Origin of the sequence: Amycolatopsis sp. lyj-84 (assembly GCF_046549075.1) — a bacterium.
In the GTDB taxonomy this organism is placed as follows: Bacteria; Actinomycetota; Actinomycetes; order Mycobacteriales; family Pseudonocardiaceae; genus Amycolatopsis.
Window position 1 is genome coordinate 616,097 of record NZ_JAJPWO010000003.1, and the last position, 22,426, is coordinate 638,522.

Annotated in this window: 26 protein-coding genes; 11 read left to right on the forward strand and 15 right to left on the reverse strand. The window is 70.4% G+C overall.

The features are described 5' to 3' along the window. Positions 1-16: 16 nt before the first annotated feature. The 4 genes from ACLJRM_RS13165 to ACLJRM_RS13180 all read left to right on the forward strand — a co-directional run bounded on the left by ACLJRM_RS13165 (position 17) and on the right by ACLJRM_RS13180 (position 4,386). Positions 17-1,084: a glycosyltransferase family 4 protein gene (locus ACLJRM_RS13165; protein ID WP_410663189.1), complete on the forward strand. Its 1,068-nt coding sequence runs from the start codon at positions 17-19 to the stop codon at positions 1,082-1,084. 67 nt (positions 1,085-1,151) lie between these two features. Continuing rightward, complete coding sequence (locus ACLJRM_RS13170; RefSeq protein WP_101612432.1) at positions 1,152-2,288, forward strand: glycosyltransferase family 4 protein; 1,137 nt, start codon at positions 1,152-1,154, stop codon at positions 2,286-2,288. A gap of 135 nt (positions 2,289-2,423) precedes the next feature. Next, complete coding sequence (locus ACLJRM_RS13175) at positions 2,424-3,287, forward strand: glycosyltransferase family 2 protein (protein WP_174720511.1); 864 nt, start codon at positions 2,424-2,426, stop codon at positions 3,285-3,287. 58 nt (positions 3,288-3,345) lie between these two features. Next, complete coding sequence (locus tag ACLJRM_RS13180; RefSeq protein WP_410663097.1) at positions 3,346-4,386, forward strand: serine hydrolase domain-containing protein; 1,041 nt, start codon at positions 3,346-3,348, stop codon at positions 4,384-4,386. An 83-nt stretch (positions 4,387-4,469) separates the two neighbouring features. Here ACLJRM_RS13180 and ACLJRM_RS13185 read toward each other — a convergent pair whose 3' ends face one another. Together ACLJRM_RS13185 and ACLJRM_RS13190 are read right to left on the reverse strand one after the other, a co-directional pair. Then, the gene (locus tag ACLJRM_RS13185) at positions 4,470-4,967 is read right to left on the reverse strand and encodes a hypothetical protein (RefSeq protein ID WP_168214497.1); all 498 of its coding nucleotides are present in this window, start codon (positions 4,965-4,967) and stop codon (positions 4,470-4,472) included. Positions 4,968-5,116: 149 nt separating this feature from the next. After that, positions 5,117-5,569 (reverse strand): adenylyltransferase/cytidyltransferase family protein, encoded by a 453-nt coding sequence (locus tag ACLJRM_RS13190; RefSeq protein ID WP_020633630.1) that lies wholly within the window; start codon positions 5,567-5,569, stop codon positions 5,117-5,119. 74 nt (positions 5,570-5,643) lie between these two features. On the opposite strand from ACLJRM_RS13190, the gene ACLJRM_RS13195 reads away from it, so the two are divergent. Continuing rightward, complete coding sequence (locus ACLJRM_RS13195) at positions 5,644-6,540, forward strand: DNA-3-methyladenine glycosylase family protein (protein WP_410663098.1); 897 nt, start codon at positions 5,644-5,646, stop codon at positions 6,538-6,540. Position 6,541: 1 nt separating this feature from the next. Here ACLJRM_RS13195 and ACLJRM_RS13200 read toward each other — a convergent pair whose 3' ends face one another. The 7 genes from ACLJRM_RS13200 to ACLJRM_RS13230 form a co-directional block, all read right to left on the reverse strand. Next, positions 6,542-6,727 (reverse strand): hypothetical protein, encoded by a 186-nt coding sequence (locus ACLJRM_RS13200; RefSeq protein ID WP_101612435.1) that lies wholly within the window; start codon positions 6,725-6,727, stop codon positions 6,542-6,544. A 110-nt stretch (positions 6,728-6,837) separates the two neighbouring features. After that, positions 6,838-7,188 (reverse strand): GntR family transcriptional regulator, encoded by a 351-nt coding sequence (locus ACLJRM_RS13205; protein WP_101612436.1) that lies wholly within the window; start codon positions 7,186-7,188, stop codon positions 6,838-6,840. Between the two features lie 22 nt (positions 7,189-7,210). Beyond that, a complete protein-coding gene (locus tag ACLJRM_RS13210) occupies positions 7,211-7,882 on the reverse strand; it encodes a hypothetical protein (protein ID WP_410663099.1) in 672 nt (223 codons plus the stop codon). A 30-nt stretch (positions 7,883-7,912) separates the two neighbouring features. After that, positions 7,913-8,458: an NUDIX hydrolase gene (locus tag ACLJRM_RS13215; RefSeq protein ID WP_101612438.1), complete on the reverse strand. Its 546-nt coding sequence runs from the start codon at positions 8,456-8,458 to the stop codon at positions 7,913-7,915. Continuing rightward, positions 8,455-9,792 carry a coenzyme F420-0:L-glutamate ligase gene (locus tag ACLJRM_RS13220; RefSeq protein WP_410663100.1) on the reverse strand — a complete coding sequence of 446 codons (1,338 nt, stop codon included), beginning with the start codon at positions 9,790-9,792 and terminating at the stop codon, positions 8,455-8,457. The genes ACLJRM_RS13215 and ACLJRM_RS13220 overlap by 4 nt, the downstream gene beginning before the upstream one ends. Further along, positions 9,785-10,783, reverse strand: a complete 999-nt coding sequence (gene cofD, locus ACLJRM_RS13225) for a 2-phospho-L-lactate transferase (RefSeq protein ID WP_410605469.1) — start codon at positions 10,781-10,783, stop codon at positions 9,785-9,787. The genes ACLJRM_RS13220 and cofD overlap by 8 nt, the downstream gene beginning before the upstream one ends. Next, complete coding sequence (locus ACLJRM_RS13230) at positions 10,780-11,514, reverse strand: GNAT family N-acetyltransferase (protein ID WP_410663190.1); 735 nt, start codon at positions 11,512-11,514, stop codon at positions 10,780-10,782. Before ACLJRM_RS13230 ends, cofD begins: the two co-directional genes overlap by 4 nt. A gap of 53 nt (positions 11,515-11,567) precedes the next feature. Between ACLJRM_RS13230 and ACLJRM_RS13235 the strand changes: the two genes are divergently transcribed. The 3 genes from ACLJRM_RS13235 to dapC all read left to right on the forward strand — a co-directional run bounded on the left by ACLJRM_RS13235 (position 11,568) and on the right by dapC (position 13,281). After that, positions 11,568-11,762 carry a hypothetical protein gene (locus tag ACLJRM_RS13235; RefSeq protein WP_101612442.1) on the forward strand — a complete coding sequence of 65 codons (195 nt, stop codon included), beginning with the start codon at positions 11,568-11,570 and terminating at the stop codon, positions 11,760-11,762. Between the two features lie 110 nt (positions 11,763-11,872). Then, positions 11,873-12,193, forward strand: a complete 321-nt coding sequence (gene fdxA / locus ACLJRM_RS13240; RefSeq protein WP_016331413.1) for a ferredoxin — start codon at positions 11,873-11,875, stop codon at positions 12,191-12,193. After that, positions 12,190-13,281 (forward strand): succinyldiaminopimelate transaminase, encoded by a 1,092-nt coding sequence (gene dapC / locus ACLJRM_RS13245; RefSeq protein ID WP_410663101.1) that lies wholly within the window; start codon positions 12,190-12,192, stop codon positions 13,279-13,281. The genes fdxA and dapC overlap by 4 nt, the downstream gene beginning before the upstream one ends. A 101-nt stretch (positions 13,282-13,382) precedes the next feature. Here the strand turns inward: dapC and ACLJRM_RS13250 are convergent, their stop codons facing one another. Continuing rightward, the gene (locus ACLJRM_RS13250; RefSeq protein ID WP_101612444.1) at positions 13,383-13,991 is read right to left on the reverse strand and encodes a TetR/AcrR family transcriptional regulator; all 609 of its coding nucleotides are present in this window, start codon (positions 13,989-13,991) and stop codon (positions 13,383-13,385) included. 80 nt (positions 13,992-14,071) lie between these two features. Between ACLJRM_RS13250 and ACLJRM_RS13255 the strand changes: the two genes are divergently transcribed. Beyond that, positions 14,072-15,475 (forward strand): FAD-dependent monooxygenase, encoded by a 1,404-nt coding sequence (locus ACLJRM_RS13255; protein WP_410663102.1) that lies wholly within the window; start codon positions 14,072-14,074, stop codon positions 15,473-15,475. Here the strand turns inward: ACLJRM_RS13255 and ACLJRM_RS13260 are convergent. From ACLJRM_RS13260 to ACLJRM_RS13270, 3 genes are all read right to left on the reverse strand, one after another. Further along, positions 15,451-16,422, reverse strand: coding sequence for a CHAD domain-containing protein (locus ACLJRM_RS13260; RefSeq protein ID WP_410663103.1), 972 nt, complete (start codon positions 16,420-16,422; stop codon positions 15,451-15,453). The genes ACLJRM_RS13255 and ACLJRM_RS13260 overlap by 25 nt on opposite strands. Before the next feature lie 125 nt (positions 16,423-16,547). Continuing rightward, a complete protein-coding gene (gene dapD / locus ACLJRM_RS13265) occupies positions 16,548-17,534 on the reverse strand; it encodes a 2,3,4,5-tetrahydropyridine-2,6-dicarboxylate N-succinyltransferase (RefSeq protein ID WP_101612447.1) in 987 nt (328 codons plus the stop codon). Between the two features lie 28 nt (positions 17,535-17,562). Beyond that, positions 17,563-17,952 carry a hypothetical protein gene (locus ACLJRM_RS13270; RefSeq protein WP_233223099.1) on the reverse strand — a complete coding sequence of 130 codons (390 nt, stop codon included), beginning with the start codon at positions 17,950-17,952 and terminating at the stop codon, positions 17,563-17,565. 49 nt (positions 17,953-18,001) lie between these two features. Here ACLJRM_RS13270 and dapE point away from each other — a divergent pair, with 49 nt between their 5' ends. After that, a complete protein-coding gene (dapE, locus tag ACLJRM_RS13275; RefSeq protein ID WP_410663104.1) occupies positions 18,002-19,075 on the forward strand; it encodes a succinyl-diaminopimelate desuccinylase in 1,074 nt (357 codons plus the stop codon). On the opposite strand, the gene ACLJRM_RS13280 is transcribed toward dapE, so the two are convergent. Both ACLJRM_RS13280 and ACLJRM_RS13285 read right to left on the reverse strand, forming a co-directional pair. Continuing rightward, complete coding sequence (locus tag ACLJRM_RS13280; protein WP_410663105.1) at positions 19,068-19,958, reverse strand: aminoglycoside phosphotransferase family protein; 891 nt, start codon at positions 19,956-19,958, stop codon at positions 19,068-19,070. The two genes, dapE and ACLJRM_RS13280, sit on opposite strands and share 8 nt — an antisense overlap. Beyond that, complete coding sequence (locus tag ACLJRM_RS13285) at positions 19,955-21,208, reverse strand: helix-turn-helix domain-containing protein (RefSeq protein ID WP_410663106.1); 1,254 nt, start codon at positions 21,206-21,208, stop codon at positions 19,955-19,957. Before ACLJRM_RS13285 ends, ACLJRM_RS13280 begins: the two co-directional genes overlap by 4 nt. A gap of 111 nt (positions 21,209-21,319) precedes the next feature. On the opposite strand from ACLJRM_RS13285, the gene ACLJRM_RS13290 reads away from it, so the two are divergent. After that, the gene (locus ACLJRM_RS13290) at positions 21,320-22,084 is read left to right on the forward strand and encodes a DUF3152 domain-containing protein (protein WP_101612452.1); all 765 of its coding nucleotides are present in this window, start codon (positions 21,320-21,322) and stop codon (positions 22,082-22,084) included. Positions 22,085-22,426 lie beyond the last annotated feature (342 nt).

The following is a 22,426-nucleotide window of genomic DNA, read 5'->3' on the forward strand; positions in this document are numbered from 1 at the left end:
AGAGAGAATAGAGACCATGCCCGAACTGGTCGTGCTCGCCGAGCAGCTGTTGGCGCCCGTCCCCGGCGGGACCGGCCGCTACACCGGCGAGCTGCTGCGGGCGCTCGCCGAGACCGCGCCGCCCGGTTGGACGGTGTCGAGTGTGGTCGCACGGCATACCGGCATCGACGCTGTCGAAGCCGCCGTCGTCGAAGGGGTCGAGGGGCCGCGCGTGCTGCCGATCCCGCCCCGGGCGCTGATCGCGGCCTGGCAGCTGGGCCTGCCGTGGTGGCCGGGCGGCGACGCGGTCCACGCGCCGACGCCGCTCGCGCCCGCCCGGGTACCGAAGGGGCGGACGCTGTCGGTCGCGGTGCACGACACCGTGCCGTGGACGCATCCCGAGACGCTGACCCCGCGCGGCGTCGCGTGGCACAAGGCGGTGATCGCACGGGCCGCGGCACGGGCGACCGCGCTGACCGTGCCGACGCGAGCGATCGCGGACGAGCTCGCCGGGCTGGTGCCGGTCTCGGTGCCGCTGCGCGTGATTCCGCACGGCGTGCGGCCGCATGCCGAGTTCGCCGAGGTCACGGTGCCGGAGCGGTACGTGCTGGCGATCGGGACGATCGAGCCGCGCAAGGGCATCGACGTGCTGATCGACGCCGCGGGCCGGATCGGGGTGCCGCTGGTGCTGGCCGGGCAGCCCGGCTGGGGCGGGATCGACCCGGCGGCCCTGGCGCGTGAGCACGGCGCCGACGTCCGGGTGCTGGGGAAGGTGAGCGACGCGGAACTGGCGTTCGTGTTGCGGGGCGCGTCGGTGCTGGCGATGCCGAGCCGCGCGGAGGGCTTCGGGCTGCCGCTGATCGAAGCGATGGCGGCCGGGGTGCCGGTGGTGCACTCGGACGTCCCGGCACTGGTCGAGGTGGCCGGGGGAGCGGGCGTCGTCGTCCCGGTCGGCAAGGCGCAAGCGCTTGCCGACGCGCTGAGGGGCGTACTGGACCATTCGGAGCAGGCCGTGTCGCTGCGTGACCGCGGTCTCAGCCGTTCGAGTGAGTTCACCTGGCAGCGTGCCGCTTCCGCTGTTTGGGCCCTTCACCTGCGCGGTTAGTTTGTCGGTTCCCCACCGCGGGGGAGGGGTGCCGTCGTACCCTGCGAGGGTGAGCGATGACCCTCGCGTGCTGATCGACGCGACAGCCGTCCCGGCCGACCGGGGTGGCGTCGGTCGCTACGTGGATTCGCTGGTCGCGGCGCTGGACGAGGACGGCGCGCGGATCACCGTCGTCTGCCAGCCGCGGGACGCGGTGCTGTACGACCGGCTGGCGCCCGGTGCGCGGATCGTGCCCACTTCGCCCTCGACGTCGACCAGGACGGCCCGGCTGACCTGGGAGCAGGCGACCCTGCCCCGGCTGGTGCGGCGGCTCGCCGCCGACGTCGTCCACTCGCCGCACTACACGATGCCGCTGGCCAGCCCGGCCGCTTCGGTGGTGACCCTGCACGACGCGACCTTCTTCACCGACGCTGTCCTGCACTCTTCGGTGAAGGCGCGCTTCTTCCGCGCCTGGACCGCGACGGCGCTTCGCCGCGCGACCCTGTGCGTCGTGCCGAGCCTCGCGACGGCGGCCGAACTGGAGCGCGTCGGCCAGGTGCGGACGGCCGAACTGGAGATCATCCACCACGGCGTCGAACCGGATCGGTTCCATCCGCCGTCCCCCGCCGAAATCGAGGCCGCGCGCCAGGCCGTCGGCCTCGGGAAGACGCCTTACGTCGCTTTCCTCGGCGCGCTGGAACCGCGCAAGAACGTCCCGGCGCTGATCCGCGGCTTCGCGCACGCCGTGATCGGCAGGCCGAACCCGCCGGCGCTGGTGCTGGCCGGGCAGCCGGGCTGGGATTCGCAGGTCGAGCGCGCGCTGGACGCCGTGCCACACCGGCTGCGGGTGATCCGGGCGGGTTATCTGCCGTTCGACACACTCGCCGGTTTTCTCGGCGGGTCCGAACTGGTCGCGTACCCGAGCCTCGGCGAGGGATTCGGGCTGCCGGTGCTGGAAGCGATGGCGTGCGGCGCGAGTGTGCTCACGACCCGGCGGCTTTCGCTGCCGGAGGTCGGCGGGGACGCGGTCGCGTACTGCGGTGTCGGCGCCGGAGATGTCGCGGCGGCCATTTCGGAACTGCTCGACGCTCCCGCGCGGCGGGCCGAACTGGCCGAAGCCGCGCAGCTGCGGGCGAAGGAGTTCTCGTGGGCGACGACCGCGGAGCGCCATCGGGAGGCTTACGCGAAGGCTTGGTACCGGCATGCGCAGCGGCGGGCGGGCTGAAGGGGCCTTTGCCCGCTTTAGATGCAGGGAAAGGGCCCTTCGCCGCGTCGGATGCGGGTATGGGCCCCTTCAGCTCCTGCCGGCGTCGGGGGTGGGGGCCGGAATCGCGTTCGGTGACGGGTGGACAATGGCCGCGTGACTGAGCACCCCAGCTACGGCGACGGGATCGCCGTCGTGACCGTGACGTACTTCCCCGGCGAGACCCTCGAGAAGTTCCTCGACACGCTCGAGAAGGCGACGGACCGGGACGTCCAGGTCGTCGTCGCGGACAACGACTCGACCGACGGCGCGCCGGAGAAGGCCGCCCGCCGGGAGAACGTCAAGCTGCTCAGCATCGGCGAGAACGTCGGTTACGGCACGGCCGCCAACCGCGGCGTCGCTGAGCTCGACGACAGCTATGGCTGGGTCGTCGTGGTGAACCCGGACCTCGAATGGGAACCCGGTTCGCTCGACGCGCTGCTGGAGGTCGCCGGGCGCTGGCCGCGCGGTGGCGCGTTCGGGCCGCTCATCCACGACCTCGACGGCACCGTCTACCCGTCGGCCCGGCTGCTGCCGTCGTTCGGCCGGGGGATCGGGCACGCGGCGTTCGGCAAGATCTGGCCGGGCAACCCGTGGACACGCCAGTACCGGCAGGAGACCGGCACTCCGGTCGAGCGGACGGCGGGCTGGCTTTCGGGGTCCTGCCAGCTGTTCCGTCGCGAGGCCTTCGACTCGGTCGACGGATTCGACACGCGCTACTTCATGTACTTCGAGGACGTCGACCTCGGCGAGCGGCTGTCCCGCGCGGGCTGGCTGAACGTTTACGCGCCTTCGTCCAGCGTCATGCACATCGGCGGGCACTCGACTTCGCAGGCTTCGGAGAAGATGCTGCGCGCGCACCACGACAGTGCGTACCGCTACCTCGCGGACCGTCACCGCGGTCTCCTGTGGAAGCCGGTCATGCTCGCGGTGAAGGCCGGGCTCGCGCTGCGGCTCAAGCTGGAGACGCGCAAGAAGTAGCCGTTCCGGTCAACGGAACTCACGCGACTCGCGAACCCGCCGTCGTTACCGTCGGTGCATGGATTTCGCCGAGTTGGACGCCTGGTTGACCGAACGTGCCGGTGAGGATCGCTTCTCCGGGGTCGTGCTGATCCGCCGCGGCGACGAGACGCTGTTCGAGCGCGGATACGGCTTGGCCAGCCGTCGCTGGTCGGTGCCGAACGCGCCCGACATCCGGTACGACACCGCGTCGATCACCAAGGTCATCACCGCGATCGCCGCCTTGCAGCTGGTCGAGCAGGGGCGGCTGGACCTCGACCGTCCGATCGGCGAGATCATCGATCTCACCGGAACGGCGATCGCGACCGGGGCGACGACGCGGCAACTGCTCACGCACACTTCCGGCATCGCCGACGACGCCGACGAAGAGGCGGGCGAGAGCTACGAGGCGCTGTGGGTCGACAAGCCGGTGTACTCGGTCGTGAACACGCGCGACCACCTGCCCAATTTCGCTTACCGGGCAGCGAACTTCGCGCCCGGCGAGGGCTGCCGGTACTGCAATTCGGGATACGTCCTCGCCGGTCTGGTGATCGAGGCGATCGTCGGCGGGCCCTATCGCGAGTATGTCCAGGAAACCGTGCTCGACCGCGCGGGAATGGCCGAGTCGGGTTTCTTCGACCGGCGCGATCCGCAGCCGAGGGTCGCCGAGGGCTGGGACGAGATCTTCGACGGCGACGTGGTCACCGGGTGGAAGCAGAACATCTTCAGCTACCCGCCGATCGGTTCACCCGATGGGGGTGCCTACTGCACCGTCGGCGACCTCGTCCTGTTCCTGCGGGCGATCCGCGAAGAACGACTCCTGTCGCCGGAGCGCACGAAGGAGTTCCTCACGCCGCAGGTGCTCCACAGCAAGGGTGTCTGGTACGGCTTCGGTCTCGAATTCGTCCTGGAGCAGGACGGCTCGGTGTGGAACTACTACAAGGACGGCGGCAACGCCGGCGTCTGCTCGCTCGCGCGGCACTATCCGGGTGAGGGGCTGGATGTCGCCATGTTGTCGAACGCCACGTACGGCGGGGGCGCGGCGATCCAGGAGATCGATCGGGTGATCCGGGCTGGCTGATGTGGTGGGTCCCTGAATGCTATGAAAGTCCCCTTCATTGCAAAATTTGCAATGAAGGGGACTTTCATAGCGCGCGCGAGGGGCTAGATGCCGTCCAGCCGGCGCGAAAGGTTCGAACGCCCCGAAGGGTTCTGCTTCACCGTCGGGACCAGGCCGCCGACCTCGTTCTCGGCGGTCTCCGGTTCCGGGTGCTCGATCAGGGGGCTCCTCACCGGCGCGGCGGGCGGCCGCCGGGTGAGCGGGGTCGTCGCCTGCGGCAAGGGCCTGGTCGGCTGCATGCCGGGACGGCGCGGGTACGGCTGGGGCTGCGTCGAGCCCTCGCCCCGCGCCGGCGGCAGGTCCATCCGCGTCGTCGGTTCGGGCCCCGCCAGCGGGTGATCGTTTTCCGCGATCAGCGAGGCCGGTAGCTGGGTGGTCGTGTCCGGGTCCGATGAACGGTCGATTTCGGCGACCACCGATCGGGGGATCTGCTGGGTGTTCGCGGAGTCCATCGGCGACGTCGCGTTGTCCGGTGTCACGACGAAGGCTCCACGCGCGCTGGCGCGTGCGAGCAAGGCGTCCGCCCGAGCACGGGGGTCCATTCCCCTAGGCCTCCCGACTGACCTGGGGCCCTCTGGGTTCAGGGCCGACTGTGTTGTGTTCAGGGTAGGCCCTAGGAGCGGCCGCCGTCAGCAGACCCGCAAACGTCTTCCGACAAATGTTGGCGAGCACCTGGCGGGCCGCGGAGAGCTCAGGCTTCCATGTCCGACAGGATCCGGGTGCTGGAGTCGGCCTTGTCCGTGCCGCCGATGCCGTAGAGCAGCGCGATGTTGTTGCGGGCGCCCGCCTCGATCTCGTCGGCGGGAAGCTCGTCGACGCTGCGCCTGTCGCCGCCGTTGCAGAACTCGAGCTCCGTGTCCGGGTACGCCGCCCGGATCAGGTCGAACGATTCGTTGATGCCCGGCCCCTGCTCGACGGCGACGTACACGTCGTCGACGATGCGCAGCGCGCGGACGATCCTGGCCCGGATGTCCTCGGTCTGGATCACCCTGCCCTTTTTGAGCACTTGCTGGTGATCGTTGTTCACGATGACGATCAGGTAGCCGGACCGCGCTTGCGCGTCCTCGAACAGGTCGAGGTGGCCCTGGTGGAGCGGGTTGAAGTACCCGCTGACGATCGAGGCCTTCGCCGGTCGCTCGGTCATCGTCGGTGTCCTCCATCGGCTTACGGTTCGGGTGGCTCGGACAACCCTAGCCGAGTGCCGGGTAGTTTCACCGTGTGCTGTTCCGCCCCGGCTTCGAACTCGACCTGGACACGGTGCTGGGTCCGTTGAGCCGTGGGTCGCGCTCGCCCAACGTCGTCCGCACCGAGGGCGGGGTCACCTGGCTGGCCGCCAGCACCGCGGATGGTGCGGGCACGCTCGCGCTGCTGCGGCGCGCGGACGGCGAGATCGAGGCGGAGGCCTGGGGCCCCGGCGCGGACAGGCTGCTCGACGGTGTCCCGGCGATGCTGGGCGCGCAGGACGACGACTCCGAATTCGTCGCGCACCACGATGTCGTCGCGTCGGCGCGCCGCCTCAATCCGGGATTGCGCCTCGGCTCGACGGGCAGGGTGTGGGACGCGCTGGTGCTCGCCGTGCTGGAACAGAAGGTGACCAGCACGGAGGCACTGCGGTCGTGGAGCGAACTGTGCCGCTGGTTCGGGGAACAGGCGCCAGGGCCGGGGCCGTCACGGTTGCGCGTGCCGCCGACGCCCGTCGCCATCCGCTCCATTGTGGACTGGAAATGGCATCGCGCCGGGGTGGACCTGAAACGGCGGACGACGCTGATCACCGCGGCCCGCGTGGCGCCTCGCCTGGAGAAGGCCGTCGAACTCAAGGGTGCCGAAGGCCGGGCCTGGCTGCGGAAGGTGCCCGGCATCGGCGTCTGGACCGCGTCGGAGATCGCGCAGCGCGCCTGGGGAGACCCGGACGCGGTGAGCTTCGGCGACTACAACATCCCGTCGATGGTCGGGCACGCGCTCGTCGGCACGAAACTCGACGACGCCGGGATGTCCGAGGTGCTGGCGCCGTATTCGCCGCAGCGCCAGCGCGCGGTGCGCTACCTGTCGACGGCGGGATTCCGCCGTCCGAGGTTCGGGCCGAAGATCGAACTCCGCGACTACCGCGCGATGTGACTCAGTTGCCCCAGCCCTGCGGCGGGTAGGGCTGCTGCTGGCTCGGGTACTGCGGCTGCTGCTGCGGGTACTGGTGGTGGGGGAGCGCGGGCGGCTGCTTGCTGTTCGACTTCACCAGGAAGTAGACGCCGACCCCGATCCCGGCCACGACCAGGAAACCGACCATGAGTACGAGAAGGAAGACCATGTCCCGAGGTTAACCGGTCCGGCGATCACCAACCGGGCGGAGGCTGCAACGGCTTCGGCTTGTCGTGCATCTTGATGTGGCGTGGGTCGAGGGCCTTGCTTCTCGGTAGATCAGCCCAGGGCCGCGTCGACGATCGCCTTCGCCTCGTCACGGTCGAGGCCCAGTTTCCTGGTCAGCGCGGCGTAGTCGGCGGCCGCCTGCCTGGCCCGTTCGCGGGTCTCGTCGCCGACGGCGCTGACGAAAGTGCCCGCCCGGCCACGGGTCTCGATCAGGCCCGCTTCTTCGAGTTCGCGATAGGCCTTGGCGACTGTGTTCGGGGCGATGCCGAGGTCCTCGGCCAGTTTCCGCACGGTCGGGAGTTTCGCCCCGACGGGCAGCGAGCCGTCGTTGATCCGCGTCGCGTAGGCGGTGCGCACCTGCTCGAAGGGCGGGACCGAGGAGTTCGGGTCGACCCTGACCATGCGGTTCTTCTCCCTGCTCGGGTTACTGGCGGGGCGGGAGGACCTGGGTCCGGTCGCCACCGGGGACGACCTGGGTGGCGTCGCCCCCGCCGCCGGGCACCACCTGCGTCCGGTCCCCGCCCGCGGGTGCGACGACCTGCGTGCGATCGGCGCCGGCGTCCGCCTGCTGCTGCCGGGACACGACCTGCGTGCGGTCGGCGCTGCCGTCGACCGGCGGCCCGGCCTGCGGAGGCGGCGGCGGGAAACCGGGCTGGGACATCGAAGGCTGCGGCATTGAAGGCTGCGGCATCGGCGGCTGCGACATACCGGGCGCGCCGAAGGGGCCGGGGGCGCCGTGTGGCGGCGCGAAACCCATCGGAGCGGGGGCCGGGGGCGGCGGGAAGCCGGGAGCCTGGCCGTAACCGGGCTGAGGCGGCGGGAAGCCGGGCTGCTGCCAGTTGCCCTGCGGGGCGGGGCCACCGGCGGGCGGCGGAGGGGGCGGGAAGCCCGGAGCCGGGCCGCCACCGCCGAAGTTCGGGTTCTGCGGGAAGGTCATCGGCGGCTTCTTCGCCTGGTTGACCTTCACGATGATCACCACGACCACGATGATGATAATGATGATCGCCAAGATCAGCAGGACCCAGCCGGCGCCGTCACCGTCCCCGCTGCTGTGGACCCGGACCCGGTCCAGGTATGGCGTCAGCGTCGTCAGCATCATTCCCCCTTTTGAACGTCAGCCGACACCCTAACGGCCGGACGTCGCGGGGAGGGCCGCTTCCACCAGTTCGGCGAGATCTTCCGACCCTTTCGGCAGGGAATTCACCGGCCACCAACGAAGATCGTCCGATTCGTCGCTTTGGACCGGTTGTGCGTCCCGGGGTGCGCGCACCGCGAAACGGACGTCGAAATGCCGGGTCGGCACGCCGAGCGAGCAGGTGATCGGGTGGACGTCGAGGTGCACCGGGACCGGGTCGATCACCAGGTCGTCGATCCCGGATTCCTCGCGTGCCTCACGTAAAGCGGCCGCGGCGAGCGTGGTGTCCTCCGGCTCGCAGTGTCCGCCGAGCTGAAGCCAGCGCCCGACCCGCGGGTGCAGTGTGAGGAGGACGTTCTCCGCGTCGGCGTCGAGAAGGACGGCCGACGCGGTGATGTGCCCGGCCGCGCATTCGCGGCGGCAGACGTCGTCGCGGGCGGCGAGGAAGCCCAAATAGGCCTGGCGCAAGGATTCCTGCGCGGCGTCCGCCGGTCGCCAACGGGACAAAGTGGACACGGTGTCTTCGTGCAGGGTCACAGTTCGAGAAGTCCTTCACCGGGTTCGACGGGGCCGCGCGCCGGCGGCAGGGCGGCGGGGTGCCCGATCGCGACCGCGCCGAGCGGTTCCCAGCGCGCGTCCAGGCCGAGGATCTCGCGGACGAGGTCGGCGGCGAAGATGGTCGACCCGATCCAGCACGAGCCGAGGTCTTCGGCGGCGAGTGCGACCAGCAGGCCCTGCACCGCGGCGCCACCGGCGACGGTGAACATCGTGTGCTCGCAGGCGTTCCGCCGGTCGTCGCGGTAGGTGTGCGCGCCCTCGGCGACGAGGAACGGCACCACGACCTCGGGCGCGTTGTACAGGATGTCGCCGCGGCTGAGGCGTTTCGCGACCTGCTCGGGGGTGAAGTCGTCGCCTTCGAGATCGGCCTGCCAAGACGCCTTCATCGCGTCGAGAAGCTTGTGGCGCAAGCCTTCCTCGCGCAGCCACACGAACCGGACCGGCTTCGTGTGGTGCGGCGCGGGGGCTGTCAGCGCGGTCCCGACCGCGCGGCGCAGCACCTCGGGATCGACCGGCTCGTCGGTGAACGTCCGGATCGAGCGGCGCGCGAGCACCGCTTCCCGGCGGCCCTGCGCGAGGGCTTCGTTGGTGCCGAGCCGGAACAGGTCCTCTTCGACCGGGCGGATCAGCTTGCGGGCGGTGGACCCGTCGTCGGTCAGGCGCAGCCCGCGGACGACGGCGGCCGGTGTCCCGCCGAGTTTGCCCTTGACCAGATCCGCCGCGGCGGCGAGTTCGTCGGCGATCGCCACCTCGGTGACCGCGAGTTCGTTGCCCTGGCCGTCGATCTCGCCCGCGTACGAATGCAGCACCCGCAGGCCGGACGAGCCGATCGCGGCGTCGGTCTGCCCGACCCGCCACGCGCGGCCCATCGTGTCGGTGACCACGACGGCGATCTCGACGCCCAGCCGTTCGCGCAAGCCGTTCCGCAGTGCGAGCGCGGAGGCGTCCGGATCGGACGGCAGCAGCGCGACCTCGCCCGAGGCCACGTTCGACGCGTCGACCCCGGACGCGGCCTGCACGATGCCGAGCCGGTTTTCGGTGATCACCGTCCGGTTGATCCGCGCGATCACGCGGACGGACTCGTCCTCGACGAGTTTGCGCCGGGCGGCGTCACGCTCTTCGGGGTCGGCCGGGACGCGGATGAGCATGCCCTCGACCTTGGAGACGATCTTGCTCGTCACGACCAGGACGTCGCCGGAGCGCAGCCACGGGGCCGCGCCGACGAAGGCCCCGGTCAGGTCGTCACCGGGGCGGAACTCCGGGAGGCCTTCGACCGGCAGGATCTCGATCTTCGCGGAAGCGTGGTCAGTCAACGGACACTCCGGCCAGCTCGAAAGCGGCGCGCACCATCGCCTCGGTCGCGTCCACATCGGACATCAGCAGCGGGACGTCGCGAACGGCGACTCCCGGCACGTCCACGGTCTCGCCCTCGGCGACCAGCCAGCCGTCGAGCACACCCTCCGCGGATTCCTTGCGGGAGCCGTAGTGCCGCCCGACGGCCTCGGCCGAGGTCTCCACGCCGATCGCGCTCAGGCACGCGTCGGCCATACCGCGCAACGCCTTCCCGCCGATGATCGGCGAGATGCCGACGACCTTGGCGCGCGTCTTCCGCAGTGCGTCGCGGATTCCCGGGACGCCGAGGGTCGTGCCCACCGACACCACCGGGTTGGACGGCGCGAACAGCACGAGGTCGGCGCCCGCGATCGCGTCGAGCACGCCCGGCGCCGGTTTGGCCTCGTCGGCGCCGACGGCGATGATCGAGTGCGCCTTCGGCTCGGCGCGATAGCGCACCCACCACTCCTGGAAGTGGATGGCCTTGCGCTGGTCCGGATCTTCGGGGTCGTCGATCACGACATGCGTTTCGACGCGGTCGTCCGACATCGGCAGCAGGCGCACGCCCGGCTGCCAGCGGTCGCACAACGCCTCGGTGACCTGCGAGAGCGGATAGCCGGCGCGCAGCATCCGCGAGCGGATCAGATGCGTCGCGATGTCCTTGTCGCCCAAACCGAACCAGGTCGGCTCGGCGCCGTACTCGGCGAGCTCCTCCTTGACGGTCCAGGTCTCGCCGGAGTGGCCCCATCCGCGCTCTTTGTCGATCCCCCCGCCGAGGGTGTACATGCAGGTGTCCAGGTCCGGGCAGATGCGCAGACCGTGCATCCACACGTCGTCCCCGGTGTTCACCAGCGCGGTCACCTCGTGCGGCGATTCCGGGGCGGAACCGATCGCGGGCAGACCCAGTGCTTGCTTGACCCCCAGCAGGAAGCGGGCCCCGCCCACTCCGCCGACCAAAATGACGACCTTCACGACGGGCGATCCTCGCACGCGTCCGGCCCCGGGGCCCAGTAGCGGTACCTGTGGTGCTCCGTACAGCCCAGGTCTTCGTAGAGTTTCAGCGCGCCGGAGTTCGCCACCGCGACCTGCAGCAGCATCCCGTTCGCGCCCTGACCGGCGGCCCAGGCGCCCACGGCGTTCATCAGCCCGCGTGCCAGCCCCCGCCGCCGGAACTCCTCCCGGACCTCCAGCCGGGCGACGTGCAGCCACTCGCCGACGATCGCGCCGCGCACCGCCCCGGCCGTGACGCCGTCCAGCTCCACGACCCCGAAGCCGATCTTGCCGGTGCCGAGAACGTGCCGCGGCCCGTCCGCCGGCTCCGCGCCGCCGGTCGTCAGTTCCCACCATCCGGGCGTCGGCTCGTCCAAAACCACCGCTCCCGCCGAGGTCCCGCGCGAGAGCGGGCCCGTCATCAGGCGAACCTCGTGCGCGGGGCGGTGTTCCACATACTGGACCCAGCCGTTCGCGGCAATTTCGTCTTCGATGGACGTGTTCTGGATCACCTGCACGACGGGCGGGATGGCATGATCGTGCGCGAAGTCACAGACCGCCCGCAGGGCCTCTGGCAGGGGTTTTCCCGGGTCACCGATCGCCAGGGCACTGTTCGCCCGGGCGGTGAACCCGTCCGCCCAGCGCAGCCTCCAGTCGCCGATCCGGCTCTCCAGCAGGGGCGTCCAGGCCTGGCTGCAGGCGAGCTCGAGCATTTCCGCAGTGTTCACGGTTAGATTGTGACAAGGAAGGCAGTGGGAGGAACCCGATGAGCATCGCGCGCAAGGACGACCGGCACAACGAAGACCTGGTCCGCGAGATCTCCGACGGCTTCAACCGGGCTTTGGGCTCGGAGAACGCCGTCGAGAAGGCGGACGCCGAAAAGGCGAAACCCGCCGCGCCGAAGTTCGTCATCACTGGGGACAGCAGGGCCACTCCGCCGCCTCGCCGGAAAGACCGCTGAAAGCCCATACCCGGGGTACGGATAAGGGTGGCCTAAGCGGGCCGGTCGCGCCCGTGGGCGCGTAATGTCCGTTGCAGACTGGTGAAGCAGAGATAAAGCAGGAGTGCGCAGTGACCTACGTGATCGCCGAGCCCTGCGTCGACGTGCTCGACAAGGCGTGTATCGACGAGTGCCCCGTGGACTGCATCTACGAGGGTGACCGCATGCTGTACATCCACCCGGACGAATGCGTCGACTGCGGTGCCTGCGAGCCGGTTTGCCCCGTCGAGGCGATCTACTACGAGGACGACGTCCCCGACGAGTGGAACGACTACACCAAGGCCAACGTCGACTTCTTCGACGAACTCGGCTCGCCCGGTGGTGCTTCGAAGGTCGGCAAGACCAGCCACGACCCCGCCTTCATCAAGGCTCTTCCCCCGCAGGGCGAATGAGCCGGGTCGTCCTTCCTGATTTTCCCTGGGACTCCCTCGCCGAAGCCAAGACGAAGGCCCAGGCGCATCCCGGTGGCATCGTCGACCTGTCGATCGGCACGCCGGTGGACCCGGTCCCCGAGAGCATCCGCGCGGCGCTCGCGTCCGTTTCGGAGATCCCGGGGTATCCGACCACGCACGGCGTCCCCGAGCTGAGGGTCGCCGCGATCGAAGCGCTTTCGCGGCGACACGGCGTCGAGGGCGTTCCCGAAGCGGCCGTACTGCCGACGATCGGTTCCAAGGAACTGGTCGCTTCGCTGCCTCGGCAACTGGGCTTCGGCCGGGGTGACCTCGTTGTCATTCCCGAGGTGGCGTACCCGACGTACGAGGTCGGCGTGCTGATGGCGGGTGCTTCCCTGCTTCGCGCGGACAGCACCTTCGCGCTCGGCCCGCAGCGGCCGTCGATGCTGTGGCTGAACTCGCCGTCGAACCCGACCGGGCGTGTGCTCGGTGTCGATCACCTGCGCAAGGTGGTCGAATGGGCGCGGGAACGCGACGTCGTCGTGGTCTCCGACGAGTGTTATCTGGCGCTGGGCTGGGAAAACGAGCCCGTGTCGATCCTGCACCCGTCCGTGCACGGCGGCTCGCTCGACGGTCTGCTGGCCGTCCACTCGCTGTCGAAGTCCGCGAACCTCGCCAGCTATCGCGCCGGATTCGTCACCGGCGACCCGAAACTCGTCGCCGGCCTGCTGGAGATCCGCAAGCACTCCGGGCTGATCGTGCCGCGTCCGGTGCAGGAGGCCATGGTCGCCGCGCTGAAGGACGACGAAGCCCTTGCCGTCCAACGGGAACGCTATGCGCGCCGTCGACTGGTGCTGCGGAAGGCGTTGCTGGACAGCGGTTTCGAGATCTCGCACTCGGAGGCGGGGCTCTATCTCTGGTCGACGCGCGGGGAATCCGCGCTCGACACGGTCGACTGGCTCGCCGATCGCGGCATCCTCGCCGCGCCGGGCACGTTCTACGGGCCGACGGGCGGCCGGCACGTCCGGATCGCCTTGACGGCGACGGACGAGCGGATCGACGCTGCCGCGGAGCGGCTCACCGCCTGAGTCGGGCGGGGTTGGTGCGCCTCGCGGCGTGCTATGAAAGGCCCGTTACTTGCAAATTTTGCAAGTAACGGGCCTTTCATAGCACTGGAGGGTGGGGGCACTCAGACCGCGTCGCGGCCGGTGAACCCCCGGTAGATGAACCGCGTGAGCGCCTCGATGGCTTCCTCTTCGGAAGCCGATGAAGGGTCGAGCAGCCACGTGTGCGCGAAGCCGTTGACCAGTTCGGCCATCATCGCGAGCGAAAGCCGTTCCGACGCCGGGAGTTCCATCCCCGCCGCGGTGATGTACCCGAGGTGGTCGAGGATGTCGGCCGCCTGCTGGGCGCCGAACCGCGCGAAGGTGCGCGCGAAGTCGTCGCTGACCATGGCGGCCTGGCGCAGGGCGAGCATCGTCGCGGCGTTGTCCCGATGGAAGTTCCAGTACTCACGGACGTGCCAGCGGACCGCGTCCGGGTCGGTGAAGTCGGCTTTGTGCTCCGGCAGGGACGCGTTGACGTCGCTCGCCGCCGCGAGGTCCGCGAGGAGCGCTTCGAGCAGCTCTTCCTTGCCCGCGAAGTGGTTGTAGAACGACCCCGCCGCGCGTCCGGCTTCCGCCGTGATGTCGGTGATCTTGGTGTTCAGGTACCCCTTCGCCGCGAAAACGCGCTTCGCCGCGTCCTTGAGCGCGGCCTCGGTCTCTGCCGCCTTCTCCTTGCGGCTCGTCGCCGTCATCGGCACCTCCTTGACACGGAAGGCTAGCAACGGTCATAGTGAATCAAGATTCACTGAATCGCAATTCACTGGAGGGTGGGATGATGAAGGTACTGATCGCGGGGGCGGGGCCGACCGGGCTCACGCTGGCCATCGACCTCGCGCGCCGCGGTGTCGACGTGCGGATCGTGGAGAAGGCCGAGACGTTTTTCGAGGGTTCACGCGGCGATGGTCTGCAGCCGCGCACGCTGGAGGTCTTCGAAGACCTCGGCGTCCTGGACGCGGTGCTGGCCGCCGGGCAGGCGCCGGTGCCCCTGAAGATCCACCTGGGCGGTGAGGTCGTCGGAGAGCGGATGATGGCCGAGCTCACCGAGCCGACCCCGGACGTGCCCTATCCGAACAGCTACTTCCTCGGCCAGTCGCGGACCGAGGGGATCCTGCGGGACCGGCTCGCCGAGTTCGGGGTCCGGGTCGAGCTCGGTACCCCGCTGACCGGCTTCGAGCAGGACGCCGATGGCGTGACCGCGGAACTGCCGGGCGAGCGGATCCGGGTCGACTACCTCGTCGGCGCGGACGGCGGTAAGAGCTTCGTGCGCAAGGCGCTCGGCATCGCGTTCGAGGGCACCACCGACGAATCGATCCGCATGTTGCTGGGCGATGTCCAGGCCGAGGGCCTCGATCGCGCGTACGGGCACTGGTTCGCGAAGCCCGAGGACCCGCTGGCGGGGATCGTGCTCACACCGCTGCCCGGCGTCCCGCACTTCCAGTTCGGCGCGCCGCTCGGCGAGGAGGAGGTCGAGGCGTCACTGGGCACGCTGCAGGCCCACCTCGACGCGCTGTCCGGCGGCGGGGTCCGCCTGCACGATCTGACCTGGTCGACGGTGTGGCGGCCGAACATCCGGCTGGCCGAGCGGTTCCGGGAGGGCCGCGTGTTCCTCGCGGGCGACGCCGCGCACGCCCACCCGCCCACCGGCGGGCAGGGGCTCAACACCGGCGTGCAGGACGCGTACAACCTGGGCTGGAAACTCGCCGACGGGGCGCGCGAGCTGCTCGATAGCTACGAGCCCGAGCGGCGCGGGGTCGCGGCGCGGGTACTGAAGATCAGCACGGAGATCCTCGAGAAGTACACCGAGGGCGCGGACGACGCCTTCGAGCGCGGCGAGAACACCCGCCAGCTCGACATCGGCTACCGCGGCGGCCCGCTCGCGCCGGAGGCGACCGGCCGGATCCGGCCCGGTGACCGCGCGCCGGACGCGCCGCTGAAGGACGCGAACGGCAAGCCCGTCCGGCTGTTCGAGCTGCTGCGCGGCCCGCGGGCGACGGTGCTGGTGTTCGGCGACGGTCCCGCTCCCGAAGGGGCGCGCCGGATCCTTCCCGCGGGCAGCACGCTGTCCGACGAGGACTTCGAGGACGTCGGCGGGCACGCCTTCGCCGCGTACGAAGCCGGGAACGGGCGGCAGGTGCTGATCCGCCCGGACGGCTACATCCGCGGGCTCACCGCCTGAGCGGCGGCGTCGACCCCCGCCCAGACATCGCGCCACACGGCACGGACCTCGGCCCGGCGCAGCAACTCCTTCTCCGCGACCCGGCCCGCGATGAAGGCGACTTCGGAATCGACCGAACTCACCACGTCGCGCATGCGATCGGCCGCGATACAGGCGTCCTGGTGGTCACCGAGAACGGTCTGAAGGTCCTTCGTCGCCTTGATCAGCTGCTGGATCCTCGCCGCCTGCTTCTTCTTCGCGGCCGGCTTCGCCATCTCGGCTGCGTAGCGCAGCTTCTTGCCGTAGATGCGAAGCGCGTGAAGGTCGTCATCCGGCGGGTTGGAGGGAAGCGCCTTCACGGCCTTCGCGAGCTTTCGATGCGGCTTCGCGAGACCGGCGACCAGGTCGGCCGACGTGGGAGCGGCCTCGGACGTGGGTTCCTCGGCGGCGGGCTGCCGGGCGAGACGGCCGATGTCCTGCAGCATCGAGGCGTACCGGGGGCTGGCGAGCGCGCGGGTGAGCCGCCGTTTCGCGACCCCGCGGTCGGTGACGAACTTCGAAACCAGGCGGCGCGCGGCGGGCTGGTCGCGCACCTCGAACTCGGCGACGACCTCGCGGAGATGTCCGATCAGGACGTCGAAGTCGCGGACGTCGCCGAGCGACTGGCCGAGCCAGCCGAGTTCGGCGCGGACGGGCTCGGCGTCCGGGCCGACGAGGCGGCCCGAGAGTTTGAGGACGCTCCGCATCCGGCGCAGCGCGACCCGCATCTGGTGCAGGTCTTCGGGGTCGGCGCCGGATTTGGTGCCGGGCTCGTGCGCGAGGAGCGCGCGGATCTCGACGTCGAGTTTGACCCGGACGTGGGTGGCCGCCGGATCGTCCGGCCCGGCTTTCGCGGGACGGTCGCCGAGCCCGAGCGCGGCCGGAGTGGTCGAAGGGACGTTCTTGCGCGGCAGGGTCTCGGCTGTCACAAGATGAATTCTAGGTGAACCGGCAAGGTGGTCCAGGCCGTGAGAGCGGCACCGGACGCTATGAAAGGCCCGTTACTTGCAAAATTTGCAAGTAACGGGCCTTTCATGTCACGCGCGACCGCAGGTCAGTTGGCGTGCAGGGCCGCGTTCAGCTCGATGCCGACGCCGGTGCGCGCGACGACCTCGACGGCGCCGGTCCCGGAGTTCCGCCGGAACACCGCGCCCGAGATGCCGGACAGCTCCAGTGCCTTCACGACCTTGCCCTCGAAGCTCACCTTCGTGCCCGCGGTGACGTACAGGCCCGCCTCGACGACCGAGTCGTCGCCGAGCGAGATGCCGACGCCGCCGTTCGCGCCGATCAGGCAGCGCTCGCCGATCGAGATGGTCTCCTTGCCGCCGCCGGACAGCGTGCCCATGATCGACGCGCCGCCGCCGACGTCGGAGCCGTCACCGACGACGACGCCCGCCGAGATGCGGCCTTCGACCATCGAGGCGCCGAGCGTGCCGGCGTTGAAGTTGACGAAGCCCTCGTGCATGACCGTGGTGCCGTTGGCCAGGTGCGCGCCGAGACGCGCGCGGTCGGCGTCGCCGATGCGGACGCCGGTGGGCACGACGTAGTCCACCATCCGCGGGAACTTGTCCACGCTGTAGACGGTGACGTTGCCGCGTGCCCGCAGCCGCAGCCGGGTCGCCTCGAAGCCCTCGACGGGGCACGGCCCGTGGTTGGTCCACACGACGTTCGCCAGAAGGCCGAAGATGCCGTCCAGGCTCGCGCCGTGCGGCCGGACCAGCCGGTGCGACAGCAGGTGAAGGCGCAGGTAGACGTCGTGCGTGTCGCCGGGGGCGTCGGCGAGACGGGCGATGGTCGTGCGGACCGCGACGACCTCGACACCGCGATCGGTGTCCGGGCCGAGCTGGGCGGCGGCGGCCTCGCCGAGGGCCTCGGTGGCCTCTTCGGCGGTCAGCCGGACCGTGCCGGCCTTGCCCTCGGTGCCGCTGGTCAGCTTGGGCAGCGGGAACCAGGTGTCCAGCACCGTCCCGTCGCTGGTGACGGTGGCCAGTCCGACGCCGGTGGCGCCGGTCGTTTCGGGATCAGGGGTCTGCTCGCTCACGCCCTGAACGGTAACCCAGTGACCTGCGTCAACCGCCGACGAGGCTCTGCACCGTGGTCAGCGCCGCCGACATGTCGGTGAGCGCCTGGGTGCACGGCCCGCCGGGCGCCGCCTGGTCCTGGCAGTTCGTGGTGCGGAAGACGGAGATCGGCCGGTCGAGCGCCTCGGCGTTCGGCACCAGGTCCGGCCTGCGCTTGCGGACGTTGCCCGCCGCGCCGGAGAGTTCGGTGACGTACTTCTGGCAGCCCTTGGGCGATTCGGTTCCCGGCGCCAGGTAGCACCGGTCCGTGGTCAGCGCCTTGAGCTTGATCGGCAGCACGTCCGGCCCGGTGCTGCGGGTGGGCTTCACGGTGACCGGGACCTCGTTCGCCCCGCAGCCGCTGACCACCAGGAGCAGGGCGACCAAGATCGTTCTCATGCGCACACCTTTCACGGTAGCCCTGCGGCTCCGCCGGTACGGTGCTGGCATGCCTTCGCTCGATCTGCACGCGGACCCCGTCGACCTCACCGCCGCGCTGGTGGACATCTTCAGCGTCTCGGAAGAGGAGAAGGTCGTCGCGGACGCCGTGCAGGCCGCGCTGGAAACGCAGGCCCCGCATCTCGAGGTGATCCGCAACGGTGACGCGGTCCTCGCCCGCACGAACCTCGGCCGCCCTTCGCGGGTGCTGCTGGCCGGGCATCTCGACACCGTGCCGGTCAACGAGAACATGCCGGTGCGCCGTGAGGGGACCGGTGACGACGAGGTCCTGCACGGTCTGGGCACCGTCGACATGAAGAGCGGCGACGCCGTCTTCCTGCACCTCGCGGCTGCCCTGCGCGAGCCGAAGCACGACGTCACCTTCGTGTTCTACGACTGCGAAGAGATCGAAGCGACGAAGAACGGTCTCGGCCGTATCGAGCGCGAGCGGCCCGAGTGGCTGCACGCCGATCTCGCGATCCTCGGCGAGCCGTCGAACGGCGGTATCGAGGGTGGCTGTCAGGGCACGATGCGGATCGAGATCCGCGTCGAAGGCGTACGAGCGCACACCGCGCGCGGCTGGATGGGCGTCAACGCGATCCACGGCCTCGCCGAACCGCTGCGCAGGCTGGCCGAGTACACGCCGCGCGTGGTCGACATCGACGGCCTGACCTACCGCGAAGGCCTGCAGGCCACGAAGATCGGCGGCGGTGTCGCGGGCAACGTCGTGCCGGACGAGGCCGTGCTCACGATCAACCACCGGTTCGCCCCCGACCGCAGTGCCGAAGCCGCGGAGGCGCACCTTCGCGAGGTCTTCGAGGGCTATGACGTCAAAGTTGTCGACTTGTCGCCAGGAGCGTTGCCTGGTCTGAGTGCCCCCGCCGCGGCCGAGCTGGTCGCCGCGGCAGGCGGCAAGGCGGTCGCGAAGCTGGGCTGGACCGACGTCGCGCGCTTCGCGGCTCTCGGGATTCCGGCGGTGAACTTCGGCCCCGGCGACCCGACGCTGGCGCACACGCGGCAGGAGAACGTGCGGGCGGGCGAGATCCGGCGGGTCGCCGCGGTACTGCGCGAGTTCCTCAGCTAGCCAGGGCGAGCAGCTCGTCGATCGCCCGCTCCGCACCGCCGTAGGTGAGGAACGAGATGGCGAACATGGGCGCGACCACCCGGCTCCAGGCGTAGAGCCTGTCTCCGTCGAGACCGCAGGCGTCCGCCACCACGTGACACCGGGCCTCGACCCCTTCGTGCTCGGCGCCGGACACGACGTAGTCCACGGCGTCGAAGCACGGGTCGCCCACGCACGCCTTCGGATCGATCGCGATCAGGCCGCGCGACGGGCCGCCGTCCAGGGCGTTGCCGAGGTGCAGATCGCCGTGGAGCAGTACGACGCCTGTCTGGGTGTCCAGCAGCGCCGCACAACGGTCGATCGCGCGTTGCCAGGTGTCCTGGCCGATCCGGGCGTTGATGGCCGGTTCGGCCAGCCTCTTGCCGATCCGGGCGAAGGACTCCTCGAACCGGCCGCGCAGACTCGACGGCCAGCCCGCGGGCGGGGCCACGGCGTGCAGCGAGGTGAGCAGATCACCCCATAGACGCGGCAAGGTCTCCGCCGGCAGGTCTTCGGCCGGGGTGCCCGGTTGGATCTCCTCCAGCACCATCGCGCCGGCGTCCGCGTCGGCGGCCAGCACGGTGGGAACCCGGCCCGAGGGCGCGAACACGCGCAGCATTTCGACCTGTTTGGCCAGCAGTGCCCCGTCCGGGCTGAGCTTGAGCACCGCCGGGGTCCCGTCGGACCAGCGGCACCGCAGGACGACGGACGACGCTCCGCTTTCGAACAACTCGCCGAGCTCGAAGCCCCACCGCGAGGCCAGTCGCGCGGCGAGGGCCGGAACCTCGGCGAGCCACCCTTCGGCGTCCGGGCCGAATCGGCTCGCCAACCGGGCGCCGACGTCTTCCAGGTCCACTTCGGTCATTTCGGAACGTCCTCCTCGGCGCCGAGCAGGAGGAGTCCCCGCCGCAACAGATCTGCGGCCTCTTCTGAGCGCCCCTGGTCGCGAAGCAGTTCTCCCGCCTTGTCGATTGAAGCAGCCAGGACGCCGCGGGCGTCGCGGAGGGCGGCGACGTCGATGGCGTGCGCGAAGCCCGCTTCGGCTGATTCGAGGTCTCCGCGAGCCAGGGCCAGCGAGCCCTGCTGGAACGTGAGTGACGCGGAGTGCGGTGAGTCCGCCGGGATGGCTTCGGCCGCTTCGGCGAGCAGTGCGGCGGCGTCGTCGAGACGGCCGAGATCGCGGCAGACGTCGGCGAGTTCCAAGGTGACGGCGTGATCGGGCACGGCCGCTCGGGACGCGCGAAGGTCCGCGAGGGCGCCTTCGGGATCGTCGGCACGCCGGGCCAGCGCCCGCGCGAACAGACACCGGGCCAGCACCGGCCGCAGGGCGCGCTCGTGGAGCAGGTCGTGCAGGACCGACACGGCGGCGACGGCGTCGGCCACCCGTCCGTCGGCGAGATAGGTCTCGGCGAGCCGGTGCTGGTTCCCGGTCAGTTCGGTCAGGATCTCCTCGTCGCCGCGCGACAACCGCAGCGCCTCGCCCGCGTGGTGCGCGGCCTGGGCGGTCTCGCCGAGGCGGAGCCTGCCGTCGGCGAGGTACGCGTGCAGGGTCAGCAGGAGCACCGGATGCGGATGGCGGTCGAGGCTCGCGTCGAGCGCCGTCCGGAGCAGATGCATCGCGTGGTGCGGCTCGCCACGGCCGATCAGGACGTTCGCCCGCAGCGCGGCGGCCACTTCGCGGTACGGCGGGATGTCGTCTCCCAGGGCGCCTTCGGCGGCGGCCACCAGCCGCGACCGGGCGTCGCCCTCGGTGAAGCGCGCGAGCCACAGCCAGGCGAGTCCGGCCTGACGGTCGCGCCCGATCTTCTCCGCCCGCCGCGCCAGCCGCCGCATCTGGGGAGCCGACCCGTTCCCCGCGAGGAACTCCGCCGCGGCCGCCGCGATGTCCAGATCGAGCCGGACGTCGTCGCGGGGCGAGGTCACGCCGAGCAGTTCGCCGGTGTCCACCCCGAGCCGCGCGGCGAAGTGGCGCAACGCGTCGCCGGACGGCGTCCGCGCCCCCGTTTCGACGGACGAGACGTACGCGGCGGTGTAGTGCGGTTCGGCGAGTTCGCGCTGGGTGAGGCCGCGTTCGGCGCGCAGCCGCCGCAGTCGTCCGCCGACCTCCTCGCCCATGACCGAGAACGATACGGCCGAACGCGCTGCAAGGTTGCGCGCGTGGTCCCACAACCTCTCGCGGCTCCGGTACGTATCCCCATATGTGACCGAAGACCTCAGGGAGGGCCGATGACCGCGCGCCGGGCTCTGGCCGTCGTCGTGTGCGCCCTGGTGGTGGCCGGCTGCGAAGCTCACTCGATCGCCCCTCCCGTGGTGACCCCGGCGCCCGCCGTTTCGGCTCCGGTTCCGTCTTCGACTCCTTCGCCGAAGCCCGTGCTGGCACCGCCGTCCGCCGCGATCGCCTTCCCGCCGGCGGGATCCGGTCAGTGGCTCTTCCCCGGCGGCGAAGGTCCGGTCGCCGGGCAGGCCGGAAGGCTGCTGCGGTACCGCGTCGCCGTCGAAGCCGACGTCGCCGGCGTGAGCCCGGACGGTTTCGCCCAGGCCGTCGAGTCCACTTTGAGCGATCCGCGCGGCTGGACCGGCGGCGGACGTTGGCGGCTCCAACGCGTCGGCCCGGACGGACCGTTCGACTTCACGCTCTACCTCGCGACGCCGAAGACGCGCGACGTGTTGTGCGGCAGGCCGGACGGCTACACCTCTTGCCGCAACGGGAACAGCGTCGTGCTCAACGTCGCGCGCTGGGCGAACGGCGTCCCCGGTTATGGCGCGCCGCTGACGGTCTATCGCCAGTACATGGTCACGCACGAGGTGGGGCACCGGCTCGGGCGCGGGCACGAGACCTGCCCCGTGCCGGGCGCCCTCGCGCCGGTGATGCAGCAGCAGACCCTCGGTCTGCACGGTTGCGCGCCGAATCCGTGGCCCTATCCGGACGGGACGCAGTACTCGGGCCCGTCGGGGGAGTACGACGATCCGATCCCTCGCGGAGACTCGTGAGTGGTAGGGACGGTTAGAGCGGAGGATGTTTGATGATGAAGGAATGGGGACGTTGAGCGTCCCGATTCCTTCGTCGTCGAGGGGTCGCTCCGGTCTTGGTGCTTGATCAACGGAGGATCGGGGACACTCAACGTCTCCGATCCTCCGTCGATCAAGACCGTGTCACCCCGCAACCTCGCGGACGGCAGCCGAGTGGGGAGGATTTGGGACGTTGAACGTCTCAAATCCTCCCCACTCGCCCACATCGGCATCCAGAACAAGCTCTACAAGCTCGCCGAGATGACATCAGGATCCAGTGGTTAGGCAAATACCGGTCCACCAGAACCGTCCTTACCACTCACG